This window comes from Deltaproteobacteria bacterium (assembly GCA_016180855.1).
Classification (GTDB): Bacteria; UBA10199; UBA10199; order JACPAL01; family JACPAL01; genus JACPAL01.
In genome coordinates this window covers 76,026-95,470 of record JACPAL010000003.1, presented here as the reverse complement: position 1 = coordinate 95,470, position 19,445 = coordinate 76,026, and the positions used below count along the sequence as shown (strand labels likewise).

20 protein-coding genes are annotated in these 19,445 nt (G+C 51.3%); 10 read left to right on the top strand and 10 right to left on the bottom strand.

Translation table 11 applies throughout. The annotated features are described in order from the left end of the window. Nucleotide 1 precedes the first annotated feature (1 nt). The 4 genes from HYT77_02010 to HYT77_01995 form a co-directional block, all read right to left on the bottom strand. The gene (locus tag HYT77_02010; GenBank protein ID MBI2066776.1) at nucleotides 2-1,186 is read right to left on the bottom strand and encodes a phosphoglycerate kinase; all 1,185 of its coding nucleotides are present in this window, start codon (nucleotides 1,184-1,186) and stop codon (nucleotides 2-4) included. Then, nucleotides 1,187-2,203, bottom strand: a complete 1,017-nt coding sequence (gene gap / locus HYT77_02005; protein MBI2066775.1) for a type I glyceraldehyde-3-phosphate dehydrogenase — start codon at nucleotides 2,201-2,203, stop codon at nucleotides 1,187-1,189. Between the two features lie 64 nt (nucleotides 2,204-2,267). Further along, nucleotides 2,268-2,543 carry a DUF507 family protein gene (locus HYT77_02000; GenBank protein ID MBI2066774.1) on the bottom strand — a complete coding sequence of 92 codons (276 nt, stop codon included), beginning with the start codon at nucleotides 2,541-2,543 and terminating at the stop codon, nucleotides 2,268-2,270. Then, the gene (locus HYT77_01995; protein MBI2066773.1) at nucleotides 2,540-2,818 is read right to left on the bottom strand and encodes a DUF507 family protein; all 279 of its coding nucleotides are present in this window, start codon (nucleotides 2,816-2,818) and stop codon (nucleotides 2,540-2,542) included. The genes HYT77_02000 and HYT77_01995 overlap by 4 nt, the downstream gene beginning before the upstream one ends. 130 nt (nucleotides 2,819-2,948) lie before the next feature. On the opposite strand from HYT77_01995, the gene HYT77_01990 reads away from it, so the two are divergent. Continuing rightward, nucleotides 2,949-4,193 carry a hypothetical protein gene (locus tag HYT77_01990; protein ID MBI2066772.1) on the top strand — a complete coding sequence of 415 codons (1,245 nt, stop codon included), beginning with the start codon at nucleotides 2,949-2,951 and terminating at the stop codon, nucleotides 4,191-4,193. Nucleotides 4,194-4,230: 37 nt separating this feature from the next. After that, nucleotides 4,231-5,250 carry a 3-deoxy-7-phosphoheptulonate synthase gene (aroF, locus tag HYT77_01985; protein MBI2066771.1) on the top strand — a complete coding sequence of 340 codons (1,020 nt, stop codon included), beginning with the start codon at nucleotides 4,231-4,233 and terminating at the stop codon, nucleotides 5,248-5,250. Between the two features lie 84 nt (nucleotides 5,251-5,334). On the opposite strand, the gene HYT77_01980 is transcribed toward aroF, so the two are convergent. Beyond that, complete coding sequence (locus tag HYT77_01980; protein MBI2066770.1) at nucleotides 5,335-6,348, bottom strand: dipeptidase; 1,014 nt, start codon at nucleotides 6,346-6,348, stop codon at nucleotides 5,335-5,337. Then, nucleotides 6,345-6,671 carry a hypothetical protein gene (locus tag HYT77_01975; protein MBI2066769.1) on the bottom strand — a complete coding sequence of 109 codons (327 nt, stop codon included), beginning with the start codon at nucleotides 6,669-6,671 and terminating at the stop codon, nucleotides 6,345-6,347. The genes HYT77_01980 and HYT77_01975 overlap by 4 nt, the downstream gene beginning before the upstream one ends. Before the next feature lie 76 nt (nucleotides 6,672-6,747). On the opposite strand from HYT77_01975, the gene HYT77_01970 reads away from it, so the two are divergent. The 4 genes from HYT77_01970 to HYT77_01955 all read left to right on the top strand — a co-directional run bounded on the left by HYT77_01970 (nucleotide 6,748) and on the right by HYT77_01955 (nucleotide 10,755). Beyond that, nucleotides 6,748-8,160 carry a (2Fe-2S)-binding protein gene (locus HYT77_01970; GenBank protein ID MBI2066768.1) on the top strand — a complete coding sequence of 471 codons (1,413 nt, stop codon included), beginning with the start codon at nucleotides 6,748-6,750 and terminating at the stop codon, nucleotides 8,158-8,160. Next, complete coding sequence (locus HYT77_01965; GenBank protein ID MBI2066767.1) at nucleotides 8,148-9,413, top strand: NADH-quinone oxidoreductase subunit H; 1,266 nt, start codon at nucleotides 8,148-8,150, stop codon at nucleotides 9,411-9,413. Before HYT77_01970 ends, HYT77_01965 begins: the two co-directional genes overlap by 13 nt. A gap of 36 nt (nucleotides 9,414-9,449) precedes the next feature. Next, complete coding sequence (locus tag HYT77_01960; GenBank protein ID MBI2066766.1) at nucleotides 9,450-10,085, top strand: hypothetical protein; 636 nt, start codon at nucleotides 9,450-9,452, stop codon at nucleotides 10,083-10,085. A 109-nt stretch (nucleotides 10,086-10,194) separates the two neighbouring features. Beyond that, on the top strand, nucleotides 10,195-10,755 hold the full coding sequence (locus HYT77_01955; protein ID MBI2066765.1) for a hypothetical protein: 561 nt from the start codon (nucleotides 10,195-10,197) through the stop codon (nucleotides 10,753-10,755). 12 nt (nucleotides 10,756-10,767) lie between these two features. Here HYT77_01955 and mnmE read toward each other — a convergent pair whose 3' ends face one another. After that, complete coding sequence (gene mnmE, locus HYT77_01950) at nucleotides 10,768-12,225, bottom strand: tRNA uridine-5-carboxymethylaminomethyl(34) synthesis GTPase MnmE (GenBank protein ID MBI2066764.1); 1,458 nt, start codon at nucleotides 12,223-12,225, stop codon at nucleotides 10,768-10,770. Nucleotides 12,226-12,319: 94 nt separating this feature from the next. On the opposite strand from mnmE, the gene groES reads away from it, so the two are divergent. The 3 genes from groES (at nucleotide 12,320) to HYT77_01935 (ending at nucleotide 16,151) form a co-directional block, all read left to right on the top strand. After that, nucleotides 12,320-12,625 carry a co-chaperone GroES gene (gene groES, locus HYT77_01945; protein ID MBI2066763.1) on the top strand — a complete coding sequence of 102 codons (306 nt, stop codon included), beginning with the start codon at nucleotides 12,320-12,322 and terminating at the stop codon, nucleotides 12,623-12,625. Nucleotides 12,626-12,657: 32 nt separating this feature from the next. Continuing rightward, the gene (groL, locus tag HYT77_01940; GenBank protein MBI2066762.1) at nucleotides 12,658-14,283 is read left to right on the top strand and encodes a chaperonin GroEL; all 1,626 of its coding nucleotides are present in this window, start codon (nucleotides 12,658-12,660) and stop codon (nucleotides 14,281-14,283) included. A gap of 167 nt (nucleotides 14,284-14,450) precedes the next feature. Beyond that, nucleotides 14,451-16,151, top strand: coding sequence for a hypothetical protein (locus tag HYT77_01935; protein ID MBI2066761.1), 1,701 nt, complete (start codon nucleotides 14,451-14,453; stop codon nucleotides 16,149-16,151). Here HYT77_01935 and HYT77_01930 read toward each other — a convergent pair whose 3' ends face one another. Both HYT77_01930 and HYT77_01925 read right to left on the bottom strand, forming a co-directional pair. Continuing rightward, a complete protein-coding gene (locus HYT77_01930; protein ID MBI2066760.1) occupies nucleotides 16,152-16,481 on the bottom strand; it encodes a hypothetical protein in 330 nt (109 codons plus the stop codon). A gap of 8 nt (nucleotides 16,482-16,489) precedes the next feature. Then, on the bottom strand, nucleotides 16,490-16,879 hold the full coding sequence (locus HYT77_01925) for a hypothetical protein (GenBank protein MBI2066759.1): 390 nt from the start codon (nucleotides 16,877-16,879) through the stop codon (nucleotides 16,490-16,492). 251 nt (nucleotides 16,880-17,130) lie between these two features. On the opposite strand from HYT77_01925, the gene HYT77_01920 reads away from it, so the two are divergent. Further along, nucleotides 17,131-18,747 carry a hypothetical protein gene (locus tag HYT77_01920; GenBank protein ID MBI2066758.1) on the top strand — a complete coding sequence of 539 codons (1,617 nt, stop codon included), beginning with the start codon at nucleotides 17,131-17,133 and terminating at the stop codon, nucleotides 18,745-18,747. On the opposite strand, the gene HYT77_01915 is transcribed toward HYT77_01920, so the two are convergent. Continuing rightward, on the bottom strand, nucleotides 18,728-19,441 hold the full coding sequence (locus HYT77_01915) for an rRNA pseudouridine synthase (protein MBI2066757.1): 714 nt from the start codon (nucleotides 19,439-19,441) through the stop codon (nucleotides 18,728-18,730). The genes HYT77_01920 and HYT77_01915 overlap by 20 nt on opposite strands. Nucleotides 19,442-19,445: the final 4 nt, after the last annotated feature.

Sequence of the window (19,445 nt, the reverse complement as noted above, 5' to 3'; positions counted from 1 at the left end):
CCTAACTCTCCAATGCCTTGAGGCCGGGTAACAGCTTCCCCTCAACAAACTCCAGCATCGCTCCACCACCCGTTGAGAGATGGGTTATCTGCTCTCCGACGCCCGCTTGGCGACAGGCAGTGACACTCTCCCCCCCCCCCACGACAGACGTGATACCGGGCTTGGCGATCGACGCGGCGATTTGGCGTGTCCCTTCCGCAAAAAGAGGCTCCTCAAAGATCCCCATGGGGCCGTTCCAAAATATTGTACGCCCCTTTGCGAGTCTCTCCTGATATTTTTGGATCGTGGCTGGCCCAATATCGACTCCTATCTTGTCGGGAGGGATCAAACGGACAACCTGAAACTCTGATTGCCCTCCAACCTGGATTTCGGTCACCACCTTATGATCGATCGGCAGATAAACGGCAATCCCTTTTTCTTCGGCCAACTTGAGAACCTTCTTGGCAAAATAAAGCTTCTCCTCTTCAAATCGGGAGCGGCCAATCGATTCTCCCCGTGCCTTTAGAAAGGTGTAGGCAAGGGCCCCTCCCAAAAAGAGGCCATCAATGCGTCCCAGAAGATTTTCAATGACACCGATCTTGTCAGAAACCTTGGCCCCACCAAGGACCGCATAAAACGGACGCTCGGGTGACTTCAGTATTTTCTGAAGAATCTCCAACTCTTTTTGGACCAGAAGGCCGATTCCCTTCTCCTTGAAATAGGAGGTCATCCCGACCGTCGAGGCATGGGCCCGATGGAGGGAGCCAAAGGCATCGGTAATGTAAACCTCTGCGAGGGAGGCGAGTTTTTTGGAAAATTCAGGGTCATTTTGTTCCTCTTCGGGATGAAACCGGAGATTCTCCAGGAGAAGAATTTGACCCTCTCTTATGTCATGAATGAGCTTCTTGACGGCATCCCCAATACAATCCTCCGGAAAAATGACCTCCTGCTTTAAAATTTCAGAGAGGTGTTCGCCAACCGGAAGCAGGCTCTGCTGGGGATCATGCCTCCCCTTCGGGCGTCCTAGATGCGAAGCGAGAACCAGACGGGCCTGCTGCCCCAAAAGATAGCGGATCGTTGGCAACGCCTCCTGGATCCGCGTGTCATCCAGGATTTTGCCCTCTTGGGTGAGCGGGACATTGAAATCAACACGAAGAAAAACAGACCGTCCCCTAACATTCAAATCCTGTAAAATCTTGAGCCCCATCTAGGAAAGACGCTCTCCGATCATGATCGCCAAATCGAGCATCCGGTGGCTAAACCCGGTCTCGTTGTCATACCAAACCATTACCTTGACCATCCGTCCGCCGTTCACGTTGGTCAGCGGCAGGTCGACAATCGCCGAATCCCAAGAACCATTAAAATCGATCGAAACGAGCGGCGCCCTGGAGGTGGAGAGAATACCGCGGTAACGACCTATTTCCATCTCACGGAAGAGCCCGTTCACCTCCTCAACGGTTGTCTCTTTTTTGACATTGACCACGAGATCAACAATGGAAACATTGGCCGTCGGGACCCGAACCGCCAGACCATCAAATTTTCCGGAGAGCTCCGGAATCACCGCGCCGATCGCTTTGGCGGCCCCCGTCGTTGTTGGAATCATCGAAAGGTTACCAGCCCGAGCCCGACGCAGATCCTTGTGATATTTGTCTAAAATGTTCTGATCATTCGTATACGAATGGATCGTCGTCATGAAACCACGTTCAATCCCCAGAAAATCGTTGAGTATTTTGGCGACAGGGGCAAGACAGTTCGTCGTACAAGAGGCGTTGGAAACGACATGGTGCCTGGAAGGATCATACTCCTTTTCATTAACACCGATAACAAAGGTGGCATCAGGATTCTTGGCAGGCGCCGAAATAATCACCTTTTTAACGCCATTGTGCAGGTGTTTTTCTGCCTCACTCTTGTCGGTGAATTTTCCCGTACACTCCAGGACGACATCAACCCCCTGTTCTCCCCACGGGATTTCAGCCGGAGACTTGTGGGAACAGAGGAGAATCCTCTTCGAGCCACCAATCACAAGGACATTTCCATCCGCACGAAGGTCGGCGTGAAGGTGGCCGTGAACGGAATCGTACTTCAGAAGATGGGCAAAATGGGCCGCCTCCGTCTTGTCATTGATCATGACAATCTCGGCCCCCTCAAAATTTCTCTCCACCCAGGCGCTGACAATCCCCTTACCGATCCGTCCAAGTCCGTTGATACCGACCCTGACTGTCATACTGAATCTCCTTGAGGAGACGCTTTATACAGCCTCCTCCTGCACCGTCAATCCCAATGCTCCCTCATCCCCGCCCCCTCTTGGCCAATTCCTCCTCGAAATACTTCCGGTAGAGAACCTCCCACTCGCGGCTCCCGGGTAAAACCTCCCTCTTCAGCGAGGCGATCTTTTCCTGTGCCGCCTGATCCGCCTCTTCATCGACCTGAAAAAAATGAATAAGGGTCTTTTTGATCTCCCGAAGGGCCTTATCTTCATCGGGGTAATCAACAAAATCCTCGTGGTAGAGCCGGTCGTGGATCAAATGGGCAACGTGGTTGATGCGATCATCAGACGGCTTCATAAAATGAATTTTCTGTCCTTTGCGACCTGCTTCTTGATCATCATATAAACCTTTTGAGGGTCAACCGAACCCGTGGCAATCTGGGCACGATACTGCTCCATGAGCTTTTTGACCTCGTCTTCAATCCGGTGTTCGTCATCAACATTCTTTTGAATCACCGTCTCGACCTTTTCAACGATCCGTCTCTCCTCCACCTTGAAGACAACCCCGCTTTTTTTGAGATTTTCGCCAATCTGATGCGCCAGCCGGGCGATCTCTTCTTTTTTGAGGTGCATGAGGGGGTGCTTACTCCAAGCAAATCCTGGTGGCAACTTTAGAAATGAAGCCATTTTTCAACACACCCTTAATAGGACGGTGATCACTAGCACCTTTTATGACAAATAAACGATCTAGCCGGTAACACAGTTGGGGGATTCGTTGCGCGTCAGCTACAAAAGCCACATCTTAAAGCCGCTTTCCTTCTCCCCATGGGGGAAGGTCGTGGCGGTCGGTTATTTGGGGACAGTCCTTGCCGTTTCCAAATATAAACTGCTTAGTTCTCCGGACGAATTGGTGAATGGCGGCCATAAACTGGCCAACTACTTCAAAACCGGCGACACAAATCAGTTTAAAAACGAGGTTTACCACGCCCGCTGTGTCGCGGAGCCCGGCTTTGGAACGATCGGCGGGTATCGTGACTTTCTTAATAAGGGGGCGGCCTTGGCGATGATCGTTCCGGGGTTTGCGATCACTGCATATTATGGAAGAAGAATGCTTGAGGATGTCCCGGGTTTTGCAAAAATTCTTTCCAAAAAGGCAACGCTCGGTTGGATGGCGCTCTACTCTTTATCTTACTGCCTCGGAAGATTTTTGCCGGATTGGCTTGGACATTCCCGACTGAGGGGAAGCTACCAGGTGGAGCCTGAGGATTTCTCTTTTAATCTATTCTCTTCCGAGTGGGGGATGCGGGCCTTGCTAACGCCGATGGCCTTCTCCGGAATGGCCGTCATGGGTCAGTTGGCGGAAGTACTCTTTGATAAAATCGGAAGGAGCGCACGCTCCAATTGGATAAAATCGTTTTTCCCCGTTATTGACGATCTGGATCGTATTCGAACCGCGGTCATGTATGTCAACCGCGGCGGGCAGAAGATAACCGTCGGGAAAATTGTTCGAACGATCTTCGAAAAACCGCGCATCGGTTATATGTCTTCTCTCTTCGTCGCCGGCGCGTCGGTCGCCTTTTTAACGTCGGTACTCTGCCGATGGGCGCAAGCATTTACCAGCCCGGCCTATATTATCAGTTCAGCGTCCGTTGATACAGTGAAGCCGATTCCCAAACTGCTCGGTTACGGCGCCTGGTCGATGATCACAACAAAACCGATGCCGATTTTTTTCTACAGTATCGTCACGCATCCGATAACGATTATCAGCGAAACATTGCTTCAGAATAATCAGGTCGTTTATCAAAAATACAAGGAGCTGGCTCAGGGCTATCGTTACAGCCCGGATGAGTGGAAGAGGGAACAAGCGAAGAGACGAATGCAGAAGATAGAAAATTTATTGAATGAGGCGATCTTAAGGGATGAAAAAAAGGCATGGTGGAAATCGGATTTTTCCTGGCAGCTCCAGGAGGTCCGCAAGATCAAGGCCGAGTTCCTCCTTGATTTTTAGGTAGACACTTTTCACTAAACGCTACAAACTGCCGCCCATGATTGTGGTCATGAAGGTCGGCGCGGCCAAGAGACAAGTCGACGCCGTCACGCAAGGGGTCACAAAGCTCGGGTTCAAACCTCACGTTATTCATGGCGAGGATCGGATCGTCATCGCCTGTATCGGGCATGAGAAGAAAAAATCGGACCTTTACGACCTTCAGAGTCTGGATGGGGTCGATTCCGTTGTCCCGATTTCAAAGCCGTACAAGCTCGCCAGCCGGGAGACCCGCAAAGAGCCATCCGTCATTAAGGTGACTGACACCATTTCAGTCGGTGGAAAGCAGATTTGTGTCATGGCGGGTCCCTGCTCTGTGGAGAGTGAGACGCAACTCATGGAGACAGCCCGGGCCGTCAAAAAGGCGGGGGCCCAGCTCCTTCGAGGCGGCGCCTTTAAGCCGCGGACCTCTCCGTACGAGTTTCAGGGATTAGAGGAGGAGGGTCTGAAGATACTGGCCAAGGCGAGAAAAGAGACCGGGCTTCCGATCATCACCGAGGTGATGGGACCGGAAGATGTTGAGTTGGTCGATCGCTATGCCGATGTCCTTCAAGTAGGGGCACGAAACGTCCAAAACTTTTCGCTCCTCAAGGAACTCGGAAAGCTGAAAAAACCGGTTTTTCTGAAGCGGGGGATGTCAACGACGATCCGCGAGTGGCTTCTCTCGGCCGAGTATATCCTGACCGGTGGCAACTCCAGGGTGATCCTTTGCGAGCGTGGCATACGGACCTTCGAAACCTCGACCCGCAATACACTCGATCTCAACGCGATCCCGGTTGTGAAGGGACAAACCCACCTGCCGATTGTTGTTGATCCCTCCCATGGCACAGGGAACTGGTCTTATGTCATCCCGATGGCGTTGGCCGGAATTGCGGCGGGGGCCGATGGCATCATGGTGGAGGTCCACCCCAATCCGGAGGTTGCCCTCTCCGACGGCGGTCAGTCCCTCACCTTCAAACGATTTGAGGAGTTGATGGAAAAACTGAGCAAAATCGCCCAAGCAGTTGGGAGGACACTTTGAGGAACTTCTTCCGTTTGTAGAGACAATCGAAACCGGATCTCCAAAAAATATTTCACCTCTGAAAGATTTAAGCGATCAAAAGTTTCAGCTCGTAACTGCCTTGAGCACCCTTAGAACGTTTTCCCCAAGAACCCCTCGAATATCCTGCTCGGACCATTTCGCATCGAGGAGCATTTGGGTAACCGCCGGCAGGTGTGAGGCATCTTCCAGTCCACGAACGGGAACGATCGCCCCATCAAAATCGCTTCCCAAGGCGAGATGGCGAGCCCCACCGAGTAATCTTCGTACATGTTCAAAATGGGGGAGAAGATCGGCAAGATCTCCCTTCCTCCCCATGCAGATGTAGCGCCAGGCAAAGATGATCCCGATCACCCCATCAGTCTCCGCAACCGCCCTGATCTGTTCATCATCGAGGTTGCGCCAGAGGGGGCGCGCCCCAGAGATACCGGTGTGACTCACAATAACCGGTTTAGTCGAGAAACGAGCCGCCTGTAAAAAGGCCTGCCGTCCGACATGGGCAAGGTCCACCATCATCCCCAATCGGTTCATTTCTGTGATCAGATCACGACCAAAGTCGGTGAGTGGGGCCTCCCGACTTGCCCCATATCCACCCGAAGGGGGGCCTACCCGATTTTTAGAGAAGTGGGTGAGGCCGATGTAACGGACCCCCGCCTCGTGGAATCGTCTCACGTTGTGAGCATCCGCCTCAAGGTTGTGTCCCCCCTCCACCCCCATGAGGATCGCTACCCTTCCATCCCGGGCAGCCATTCGCAGCTCTTCGGCGGAAGTCACGTGAACAAGATCCTCCGGGTGCCTGAGACACGCCTCCCGGATCATCTCCGCCTGTCTGAGACAGGAGTTGGTACACCCCTTTTCCGGATAGGGAAAAGTCCCAAGCCCCAAAAACTGCCCCTTGTATCCCCCCTCCCTCCAGCGAGGGATATCACAGTGAAAGAAACCAAACTTGCCCGGGAGGCCCGGTCGATGCCGTTTGCCGACTTGATACCGCACCCATTTCATCGGGATCGTGGTATCGGCATGGAGATCGATTACAACAGAGGCACGATGAAGTTGTCTCGCAATGGCCGAAATATTCATGGAACTATGATCTCCTCAATCACCTTGTCGGGGTGAGACGGTTGATACCCCTTGACCATCGTAACAAGTCGGGCAAATTTTTCCTTGATGTTCCAGCGTTCGGAAGAGGTTGTTGCCTTGTCAAAAAAATCTCTCATCTGACTCACGATTTTGTGATCGGACAACAGCTTCGGAAGTTGTGCCACAAACTCCTCCACGGTATGCATGCGTGCAAACAGGATGAGGCGATTCGCCTGTTCGTGGGAGAGTTTCAGGGAATGGTTGTCAGAGTTAGAGAGAATTAATTCCCCTGAGCCGTAATTTTTGATCGTTAGCTTGTCCATGGTTGGTTCACTCCGCACCGAATTCATCCGGCTTTTCAAGTTGACGCCAGTAAAAGCCGGTTGGTATCTCTCCCTCGTGCCAAAAATCACGGTCGATGGCAAGGAGATCAATGCCCCCGATGGCGTGAACGTCATTGAGGCGGCAAAGCTTGCCGGCTCATCGGTCCCCCATTACTGTTACCATCGGAAGCTGTCCGTTGCCGGCAATTGCCGGATCTGCATGGTTGAGATCGAAAAGATGCCAAAGCTCCAGATCGCTTGCAACACCAAGGTGCAGGAGGGGATGGTTGTCAAGACCAAGAGTCCCAAGGTCCTCGAGGCGAGGCAGGCAGTGCTTGAATTTATCCTCGTCAATCACCCGATCGATTGCCCCGTCTGTGATCAGGCGGGGGAATGCAAGCTCCAGAAATACTACATGAGTCATGACCTCAAACCTTCCCGTATGACAGAGGAGAAGGTCCATAAGGAGAAGGCAGTCCCGCTCGGGCCGTATGTCAAACTCGATATGGAACGATGCATCCTCTGTTCACGTTGCATTCGTTTCTGCGATGAGATCAGCAAAACCAACGAGCTTTGCTTTACAGAACGCGGAAATCACACCGAATTGACCACTTATCCCGGCCGCGAACTGGACAATCCTTATTCTGTGAATACCGTTGATCTCTGTCCCGTGGGGGCACTCACGAGTACCGATTTTCGTTTCAAGCAACGGGTCTGGTTCCTCAAGTCAACCGATTCGATCTGCCCCGGCTGTTCCACCGGTTGTAACATCAAGATCGATCACAACAAGGGGGTCATTTACCGTCTCAAGCCACGTGAGAAGGAGGCGGTCAATCAGCTCTGGATGTGTGATGAGGGGAGACTGACCTACAAGCCTATTAACGAGGAAAGCCGGTTGCGGAGTCCCTATTTCCGATCAGAAAAGGGTCTTCAGATCATCCGCATGAAGGAGGCGGTAAGGCGATTCAAGGAATTACTGAGCGGCTTGTCGCCGGCATCGGTTGTCGGTATCGGTTCGGCGGAATTCACGAATGAAGAGAACAAGGCGTTAATCGATTGTCTTATGGCGATCGGTGTAAAAGATTTTTATTTTCACGCGAAAGAGGTTTCAAATCCCAGCCAGGATGACTTCCTCATCTCGGCCGATAAAAATCCGAACCGTGCCGGTGTCACCGCCTTGGGGATGAAACCGATCACCGCCGATCGTAAATACCAGGGATTTGTTATTCTGGGTGGATTGCCGGAATCGTCCATCCGGGCGCTCTCGTTAGAACGTAACAGGAAGGTAATCCTGCTCACGAGCCATCAGCGGCCGGAGTACGAATATGCCGACTTGATCCTGCCGGTCGCAACCTGGGCGGAGTCCGAGGGGACTTTTACAAATCGGCAAGGAATGGTTCAAAAAATTAACCCCGCCTTTCCGCCTCCGGGAGAGGCGAAGCAGGCGAGTGAGATTTTTGCCGAGGTACAGAAGCTGTGGAAATCGTAGCCAACATCGCCAAGGTTGTTTTCATCCCCGTCATCGTTCTTAATTTCATCCCCCTGTTGATCTGGTTTGAGAGAAAGGGGGCTGCTTATATCCAGGATCGCCGTGGACCCAATCGAGCACAGATCTTTGGGATCCGTCTTGGTGGGATTATCCACAACCTTGCGGATGTGATCAAGCTGCTGTGTAAGGAGGAGTTCATCCCGGCCGGTGCCAACCGGTTTTACTTTGTCTTATCCCCCCTGATCATCATGTTTGTCTACATTGTCACAACGGCGGTCATTCCTTTTGGGGACCTTGTCCGGATCGGTGAAACCGCCTTTTCTCTCCAGATTGCCGATTTGAACGTCGGGATCCTCTACCTCTTTGCGTTCTCGTCACTCGCGGTCTACGGCATCATGCTCGCCGGCTGGTCCTCCAACAACAAGTATTCCTTTTTGGGGGGACTCCGGGCCTCTTCCCAGATGGTTAGTTATGAGATCTCGATGGGGCTCTCCATTATGAGTCTCTTCATGGTGGCGGAGTCGCTCAGCCTTCAGCAGATTGTTCAGGAACAGGGAAATTTGCCTTGGCACTGGTTTGTTGTTCGGCAACCGCTCGCCTTCCTCCTCTTCACAGTAGCAATCTTTGCCGAGACAAACCGGACCCCGTTTGATCTCCCCGAGGGAGAATCGGAACTCGTAGCCGGTTTTCATGTCGAATATTCAAGCATGAAGTTCGCCCTCTTCTTTATGGCCGAGTATGCGGCGATGGTGGTCGGGTCGGCCGTGATTGTCTCCCTCTTCTTTGGAGGGTGGCAGGTCCCATTTCTTTCAACGGCCGATTTAATCGAGGGGGCCCCTTTCCTGACCCGAGTTCTTCTTTTGGGCCTTGGTGTTTTATCTGTTTTAGGAGGTTTGCTGCTCGTGATTCAGTTTCGTCCTCATAAATACGGCGATCTTCGAGATTTTGAGGTGCTGACCTTTGGGGTCCCTGCCTTATTGGTGGGGGCAGCGGTGATCGCCTTTCTCTTTCTCGTGGGGTTACCGGTTCTGCCCAACTGGTATCCCCCGGTCTTTGCAGCAATCTGCCAGGTGATCACCTTTTTGATCAAAGTCGCCCTCTTCTGTTTCTTTTTCGTCTGGGTCCGCTGGACCGTCCCAAGATTCCGCTATGACCAACTCATGGGATTTGGGTGGAAGGGGATGTTGCCGCTCTCGCTCGTCAACCTGTTCGTGACAGGACTTTATCTTCTCTTCAGAGGTACCGGGTTTTAAACGCAACAATGCCAGGCGATTGGCGATCCACGCTGTGTGATCCGTTCCCGCTATCCCCTTTTGATCGTTTTGGCAGGTTCCATGAGTCTTCTCTCCTGCAGAGAGAAGGGGGAGATTCCAGAGAATCCAAAAAAAGAGGGGGCCCCCGAAACTGATCCACCCGAAAAGAAGACCGAGATTCCCCCTTTCATCAGGGATTTTAAGGAAGAATCCGAGCGTCTCGTAGAGCAGGCACGGAAACGGTTTGGCTCCATCATTTCACTTGAGGCAGAGGCGGTTGTTGACGACACCCTTTATACCAACCACCTCGATATCCAACTTGAAGGGATCCTCCCCAACCCATTGTCCCAAGAGGTATTTCTCACCGGCCTGGGTCCGTTTCGAGGTTGGGAACAGGGCGGAATCTATTTATTCTTCGGTTTTTATTCCATCCCTTATGAGAGGATGACCTTTCTCATTGCCGATGTTTCTGATGCCTCTCGTCTCATATTTCCCTTGAGTGAAGAAGGGGGTGAAATGCTGCTCCTTGAGGAACAGGGCCGGTTTTTGCGCCTTTCTCTTACAGACGAGATGCCAACAGCACTCCATTGCGACCCGGCAACCAATCCCCCCTGCGAGCCCCCGATTGATTCGTTAGTTTGGAGATTGTCGCCACCAACCGATGGAAGATAATTGCCTCGGTATGCGCCGTACCCGTAAAAGGTACATTAATTGAATTTTGGTCGGAAATTAGGACAACAGTTTCCGGATCGTAGCGAACAGGTGGCCGAGAGACGATACCATGATGGAAATATCAGCCTCAAGCCTTGTCACCGCACTTCTCCAGGAGCTCCATTTACCAACCCCCGACTCTCTGACGAACGAAGGGGGAAAGGTGATCTGTGTAGCCCCTTTAAGACTGGCTGACGGTAGGTTAGAGGCGGTTCGCGTCACTGCCGAAGTGAAACCGGGTGTGGCCGCTCGCCTCATGATGGAGCATCTGCCGCAACTCCCTTCAGACCGACGGTATCTCTATCCCGAGATGCACGTTGCAAGAACTGTCTACCATCAAACCGCCGGAACGATGATCGCCAAAAAGGAGCTGCGGCATTTTGCGTCCTGCGTCGCCTTTAGCCGGTCTCCGCTGGAGCTTCCTGTCGGTGAGATTGATGATCTGGTTGAACGAATGGTTCGCGGTGTCTTTTATGCGGCGGATCATCTGGGGCAGGACGACCCGCGTCTTCAATGGACAAGCTCTGTTTTTACCTCCTTGAGAGGTCGCCCGGGTAGTGCCACCGTTCTGGCCTCTTTTGTCGGGGTTCTTTTTACGAGTGGCCTTTTAATCGGGGTCCACTCCAAATAGGACTTAAGGGCTTTATTTTCCGATGCAAAATTTTGAGAAGATCTCGTTCAACAGATCGTCATTTGTGATTTCGCCTGTGATCTCGGCCAACTGATTTGTTGCAATCAGAAGATCGGCGGCAAGAAACTCCAGAGACATCTTATTGGCCGCTGATTTCTTAACATGATTCATCGCCTCCAAGGCCAATTCTAAGGCGATCTTATGCCGTGTGTTTGTCAGAATCAGCCCTTCATTTTCAAGAGATGATCCCTCTTTGTTTTTGACAAAGTGGGAAAAAATCTGTCTCTTCAGCGCCGGAACTCCCTCTCCCGTTTTGGCGGAAATTTTGATGCCCGGTCGATCGACCTCCGGGGATAAATCGAGCTTGTTAAAAATAGTTAGATATTCTCGCCCTGATACGGCCTCCAGCACCTCGTCATCCTCTTTTGTCCATGGTTCACTCACGTCAAACAACGCCAAGACCAGATCCACCTTAAAGATTTTCTCTCGCGTCCTTCTGATCCCTTCCTCTTCAACCGACTCACAACCTTTTCGAATCCCTGCCGTGTCAACAAATCGAACAGGAAGTCCTGCAATATAACAAATCTCCTCAATGGTATCTCGTGTTGTCCCAGGAAGATTATGAACAATAGAGCGATCTTCTCCCAGCAGGCGATTTAACAAGGAAGACTTGCCAACATTTGGTCTGCCAACAATAGCAACAGAAAACCCCTTCGTGTACGCCTGCCCTTCATTATAGGTTTCCAGGAGTTGTATAATCTCCCGGGACAATAATTCTATTCTCTCTCCAATCTCATCGTGCTGAAGCACCTGAACATCCTCATCCTCCGGAAAATCGATCATCGCCTCCATCTGGGCCCTCAAAACCGTCAAATTGTTTTTTAGAAGTTGGATTTTTTCTGAAAGCGCCCCGGATAATTGCCGTTCGGCAATCTTTATCGCCTTATGACTCAGGCCGTGGATCAGATCACTAACCGCCTCCGCCTGTACAAGGTCCATCTTGCCGTTTTGAAAGGCGCGACGGGTAAATTCCCCCGGCATCGCAAGCCTTGCCCCAGATTGAACCACAATTCTCAGTATCTCTTCTAAAATCAAATAATTACCGTGGGCATGGATCTCCACAAGCTCTTCTCCCGTAAATGAATTAGGGGCCTTCATCCATACCATCATTACTTGATCAAGGGGGGCTTGCTTTGTGGGGTCAACAATCTTTCCAAGGTAGAATTTTGCCGGTTCAATCGATTGATAGTCCATCTGAGTAATCGATATTTTCTCAAGTATTTCCAGGGCCTTATCCCCTGATATTCTAACAACGCCAATCGCCCCATTTCCCGGTGGGGTCGATATGGCGGCGATCGTTTCATCACTGATGATCTCCATGGGCGAGCCGATATAGTTTGAAACTTCTATTTTCTCCAGCCCCATTTTGCCTGTGACCCGTACATTTTCGGTCTTCCACTTGACAACCATTCACCAATGACTATATTCCCGACGCCCTTGAGAGATAAGTTATTTAACCGTTTGGAATAAAAGGAAAAAATAAAAAGAAGGAGGATAGAAAAACATGTCAGCAAAAACTGTCAAAAACATTCGCCCTCTCCAGGACCGGATCTTGGTGAAGAGGATCAATGAAGAAGAGATGACCAAAGGGGGGATTATCATTCCCGATACAGCCAAGGAGAAGCCGCAGGAGGGGAAGGTTGTTGCCGTTGGTAAAGGAAAAGTCCTTGATAACGGAAAGCTTGCGACCCCGGACGTGAAGGTTGGAGAGAAGATTCTCTTCAGCAAGTATTCAGGAACCGAAGTTAAGATCGATGGTGAAGAACATCTGATTATGCGTGAGGAAGATATTTTAGGCGTGGTGGAGTAACCATTCAACAAACACTTAAGGAGGAATGAATTATGTCAGCAAAAGATATTATCTATGATCAGAAGGCCCGTGAGGCGATCCTCAAGGGCGTCAATGCCTTGGCGAATGCCGTCAAGGTAACGTTAGGCCCAAAGGGCCGGAATGTCATTTTGGAGAAATCGTTCGGATCTCCAACCATCACAAAAGATGGTGTGACAGTCGCCAAAGAGATTGAGCTCGCCGATAAGTTTGAAAACATGGGAGCCCAGATGGTAAAAGAGGTTGCTTCCAAGACCTCTGATGTCGCTGGTGATGGAACGACGACTGCTACCGTTCTTTCTCAGGTTATCTATCGTGAAGGAGCCAAGATGGTGGCCGCAGGTCATAACCCGATGGCGATCAAGCGTGGTGTCGATAAAGCCGTTGCCTCGGCGGTTGAAGAGCTAAAAAAGCTTTCCAAGCCGACGAAGGACCACAAAGAGATTGCCCAGGTTGGTACCATTTCTGCCAACAACGACCAGACGATCGGCAAGATTATTGCCGAGGCGATGGAGAAAGTGGGCAAAGAGGGTGTCATCACGGTGGAAGAGGCGAAGTCGATGGATACAACGCTCGACGTCGTTGAAGGAATGCAGTTTGATCGTGGTTACCTCTCCCCTTATTTTGTCACTGATCCAGAGAGAATGGAATGTGTCTTGGAGAATCCCTACATCCTGATCAATGAGAAGAAGATCAGCAACATGAAGGAGCTTCTCCCGCTACTCGAGAACATTGCCCGAGCGGGACGTCCCCTCCTGATTATTGCGGAAGATGTGGAAGGGGAGGCGTTAGCAACGTTGGTTGTCAACAAACTCCGTGGAACTTTGCAGTGCTGTGCCGTCAAGGCCCCCGGCTTTGGTGATCGTCGTAAGGCGATGTTGGAGGATATCGGCATCCTGACCGGCGGAACCTGCATTGCCGAGGAGCTTGGACGCAAACTGGAAGATGTCAAACTCGAAGACCTCGGTCGCGCCAAAAGAGTGACGATCGATAAAGACAATACAACGATCGTCGATGGTTCCGGCAAAAAGACCGCCATCGAGGGTCGTGTCAAACAGATCAGGGCGCAAGTTGAAGAGACGACTTCCGACTATGACCGCGAGAAGCTTCAGGAAAGATTGGCCAAGCTGGTTGGTGGTGTTGCCGTCATTAATGTCGGCGCCGCCACAGAAACCGAGATGAAAGAGAAGAAGGCCCGCGTAGAAGATGCCCTCCATGCCACACGTGCCGCGGTGGAGGAAGGGATTGTCCCCGGTGGTGGTGTTGCCCTTATCCGCTGCCTGCCAGCGTTGGAGAAGTTGAAGGGGAATTCGGACGATGAGAAATCCGGAATCGATATCGTTCGACGTGCCCTTGAAGAGCCAGCCCGTTGGATCGCCAACAATGGTGGTTATGAGGGAGCGGTGATTGTTGAAGAGGTCAAGAAGAACACCGGTTCATTCGGGTTCAATGCCGAAGAGGGGCGGTTTGAAGACCTCCTGAAGGCAGGAATCATCGACCCAACGAAGGTCGCCCGTTGCGCCCTTCAAAATGCCGCAAGTGTTGCCTCTCTGCTTCTTACGACAGAGGCGATGGTTGCTGAGCGCCCGGAGGAGAAGGAAAAAACCCCTTCGATGCCTCCCCCAGGCGGCATGATGTAAGTCTACTTAAGACTTAAGGTTAGTTACAAAGGCGCCTGGTTACCCAACCAGGCGCCTTTTTCTTTCGTTTGACTCCCTCTTCAAAATCAATAAGATGCCGCAAACTTGGGGGGACTGGAGTTGTCTTGTTGCGTCAAATTATCATACTCTTTCTTCTAGTATCGCTGTTGCCGTGCCACCTTTTTGCCTTTGATCTTTCCATCCCGGGCTATTACCGCAACCGAGTCGTTTCCTACGTCGACCTCGACACTCAAAAGCCCTCCCAAGTCGACCAAGGAGGTCTAGGAGACAATGACCGTTTCGGCACGATGCTCTTTACACAACAGCGATTTCGTCTCGAACCAACGCTTAAGGTTAATGACAACATCTCCATCCACACCCAGTTCGATATCCTTGACAACGTCATCGCCGGTACAGAGAGCGTAAAGCAGGTCGAATTCTTGTCACCTATTGTTGGAACGATCCAGCTTCCAGGGGCCGGTGGGGCCCTTGGTGTAACAGGAGGGGAGGCGGGTGAAAACAAGGCGCTGAATGTACGCCGGGTCTACATGGATATCATGACACCCGGTGGCAAATTTCGGATTGGACGACAGGCGTCCCACTGGGGTCTTGGTGTCTTTCAAAACAGTGGAAATTCACTCGACTCCGATTTTGGAGACTCCTTTGACCGGTTCATGTGGCTTGGCCGAATCGAGAAGGATGGCCCCGGCGCGGTCAATATTGGGGCCGCCGCTGATTTCGTCTTTACCCGCCAAACCGATCCAAGGATCAGCGGGTTAGGAGGGGCTATTACCACACCACCTGAAGATATGCGTCAGTTTGCGGGTCTCCTCCTTTATGAGGGAGACAGCTTCCAGATCGGAACTTTCTCGGGGCTACGCTATCGGAATGGTGTGGAGGGAAATACTACGACAACCGCCCGTTCCGTCCTTCTGGACGGAAATGGCAACCCGGTCCTCGACTCAAAAGGTAATTACCAGCTTGGAGAATTGCAGGCAGCAGGTCGTGATGGCGACACGCTCGTAAGCTTTGCCGATCTCTATCTCATGTTTGAAAGAGGGACCTGGAAATGGCAGGGGGAGTATATCTTCATGACCGGCAAGATTGCGAGTGGGTTGGCCCTGGATGCGATCCCGTTCAACAATCTACCGACAGGGGCCCGAGGCCCCGTTGTTCTCCCGGCTAGCGGGACTCAAAACACACTTCAGGTCCACATGGGAGCTACTGAACTTGAGGGAAATTTCGATTTTGGTGAGATCAAGTTCCAGGGAGGGTATGCCTCGGGCGATTCACAACCGCTCTCTTCAAAAATCACCCAATTTGGTTTCCGACCTGACTATCAGATAGCCCTCCTTCTGTTCCATGCCCCGCTTGGTTCTTCCCCAAGAGTCACACAAGCCAATGCGGATGGGACGCCCGGACGCGTTCTGGTTGGTGCGGTCCCGGTAACGGGTAATTTTATCAATAATGCCATCTATTCAACGGCGGGCTATTGGCACCACCTGAACCTGGCACCCTTTGTCCCAAAGGCAGGCCCTGCAAAGATTGGATTTAAGGTGATCAGCGCCTGGGCTCCTGCTAACAACTTTGACCTCAATTTCTCGGAGATGATCGGCATCAGCGACCTCCCGCATGTCAGGAATGAACAAAAGTGGTATGGTCTCGAGGTCGACGGCAATTTTCAGGCACGGTTCTTCGACAGTCTTTTGTTTGATCTGACCGCCGGTTATCTCCTGCCAGGACAGACCTATGATGTCCGCTCCGACAATCCGATCAACCCCACCAATGCGGCACAGGTGAACACGATTGTGAATGACGAGGCCAATTCCGTTTGGGGAATCCGAACAAGCCTGACTGCGGAGTTCTGATTATTTCTTTTTTGGTTCGTTGCTATTCCCCGAATAGGGATTGAACATTGTGTACAGATCCTGATGGGGACGAATGAACTGCTCTAACTCTTTTCCCTTTATTCCTTTGTCCTGGGCTTCCTGCTGGGCATTCTGGAGACCGTAACTCGCCGCAAGGAATTTGAATCCATCGTCGGAGTTCGGTTTCTGATCCAGATCGACCCAAAACATCGCATCATCAAAAAGCTGGATAACGAACTCCTGCTTCTCCCTCGGGAGGGCATTGAAGCCGGCAGAGTTTTTCAGAAATTTAAGTTGTGGGTACTTTAAGAGTAGTTCACTTAATGTCATAATCTCTCCTAACGGCTGTTACGAATCGATTCCTCCAAGGCATTACCGGCTAATGTTGAAAGAGAGGCGTATTCATCGCCACCATTCTGATGCATCGCCCGTAAGGCATCTGCCGGGTACCCTCCCACCTTTTCATATAGTTTTCTCAAGGCTGGAGAATCGGTAACCCCTCCGAAAAATGCCGCCCTTTTGGCGACAGCCCCCGATGCATTTGTGCCCCCAAGCAGCCCCCTGTAAGTCCCTAAAGGATTTAGCTGGTACTGGCTGGCCAGTTGGTTCGCCTCTTCCGTACGACCTGAGGCTCGTAATCGGCCAATCTCGGCCTGAACCCTCTCGGCAATCCTCGGGTCAACCGCTGGTGCTTGCCTAATTTCTCGTGTACCTGGCGTTGCTGCCATAACCCCTCCTACTCTCTTATAGATGTAGCAATTTCCCTGCCATCCAGTTCATTGTTTTTAAGAAAATAACCCATTGATATTGCTTATGATAATTCATTCCTCACTCTACTGCCCCCCCTCCCGTGGGGGCTTTGTCCCTCATCCTGAGGAGCTACCTCCTCCATCCCCCGTCCTTATTTTCGAATAAATCGACGCAAAGTTGTGACAACATTTCGAGGCCTAATGACGAGATAAGGGTTGTTGGGAAAGCGATGAGGTCAGATTTACCGATCAAGCAGGAGACTGGTCAGCGCATTTCGAATCTTGTCTCATTGGGGGCAGGGGCGATATCGGCTATTCATCTCTCCAGAACGCTTTCACTCGACTCTTTTGTTGGATCACCTCCCTCAACCGGGGGCTGGCTTACAAAACTGCCAGCAACAAAAAGGTTTTGGTTCGGCTCCTTGGCCGGAATGCTCACCGGAGCTGCCGTGGGTGGATTCGGAAGTGCCGCTCTAACCTTGTTGGCAGAGGCAGGTGCGGCTGGACTCGCTGATGACTATCAAGTTGACTACGACCAGATTAAAATAACCGCTATCCAGGGGATGATCCTGGGGGGAGGTGGTGGTCTGCTGGGGGGAGTTTTTTTCTTTAGTGATGTCCGAAAAGGCGTTTTGAATAAATTTAGAGAGCTTACCCTAAATGCCGTTCATGCCGTTCGTTCTCCACAATACTGGCAAAATTACCTGCAAATTGGTCTCTATAGCGGTGCCACAAGGCTCGGATATGACCTTTGCGACATGTCCCTCAAAAAAAAGGAAAAACAAAACAATGAGATCGTTGAAAATGCGCTACTCGCCTTTTTTCTGGGTGGATTCTGTGGAGGGCTCCCAACGTCTCACCTGGCAGGGAAAAGTGGATTATCCAAATCTGTTTTAACCAAGGTTGCACGTTATCACTACATTGGCTTGGACATTTTGGGGGATTTTAGCCATGAATACCTGGCAAATATCCGTGAAAGCCTCGGGGATCAAAAAGGGATCGGTGCCTCTTTGGCAATGATTCTGGTGGTCAATGTCGTCGGAATCCGACTCCTCTACGGATTTGAAAAAAATCTTTCTGTTATTAGACGAGCAGCCGTTCTCATGCTTTTCTTTGATGTTATATTGGAAGGTTATTACCAAAATCGTAGCGGTCGTAAGTGGACGGGGATTGACACCGGCCGAGTCGTCGGGGCCAATGTCTGGGGCTATATGGGGCTCATTATGCCATGGATCATACTGGGTGACCTCCCGAGAAAGCCCGGAGTCGCCAATATTGCCGCACGCACCGTTGAACTGGTCTTGAAGTACGGGATCTTTATCGGTCCCGCCATGAACAATTTAAGCTCCAGAATGAACGGCCAAAACTGGGAGAACTGCCAAAAGGCACACGAGCTCCGATACCTCACCCTGATGTGGCCATCACAGGCGGTTCAATCCGCCCTGGGCTCAACCCACTGGGCAAGCGTCGTGGCCGATTATATCTTCAGTGTTGGTGGCTCTGCCATGGTCAATGAGCTCTTCCCGGTTTACGAAGGGGTTCCGGAAATCTGGCAGAAGAAACTTTCTGTGAAGATTGAGGCGATCGATCACGCCCCTCCCGACGACAAGGAGAAGGCGTTTCAAGGTTTAACGCGATTTCTGACTAGGGATATCGGACGGTTTAATCCTGAGGCCTGGGAGTATGTTCCATCCCCTTTGAACATCGAAAAAATCAAACAGATGTGGGCAAAGAATGATCGGCATCATGCGGCACTCATCGAGTATCGAGCTTATCTCCGAAGGAAGGAGGAGAGGACCGGACAGGAAGAAAAGATTCTAGAGCTCCTTAAGGACTCCGCTCAATAGGCCCCTTTTCCAAAAGTTGAATCTCTCGATCATCCAATTTTCGATATCTCCCCTTTGAAAGATCTCCTAAGTTGAGCGGGCCGATCGCCACACGAATCAGTCTTAAGGTCTGAAAACCTATCTTGTCCCACATCCGTCGAATCTGGCGTTGTTTCCCCTCCGTGAGTGTCATTTCAACCCAGGTGCTCTTGGACCCTTGACTCAAAATTCTGATCTCACAGGGGGCCGTGACATAATCACCGATGTTGATACCTGAGGCTAATTGACAAATCGCGTCTTTGAGGGATGTCCCCATACAAGAAACCTCCACCTGATACTTTTTTGTCACCTTGGACCCAGGATGCGTCAGGCGGTGATGAAGCGTACCGTCGTTTGTGAGAAGAATGAGCCCCTCCGAATCAAAATCAAGACGACCCACATAATTAACCCGCTCCGGAATCCCTTTCAGATAATCATAAATCGTCGGACGATTCTCCGGATCCTTTCGTGTCACCATGACATTCTTTGGCTTGTGAAAGAGGTAGTAGACATGTTTTTGGGTTTCCCGAATTTTTACTCCATCAACAAATACCCCGTCCTCGTCCGGATCAACGACCTCGCCAATTTGTGCGGAGATCCTCCTGGCCAAGCCTTTACGATGAATCTCAACCCTCCCTTCCCGAATCCAGCCTTCCGCCTCTCGTCGCGATGCCATCCCG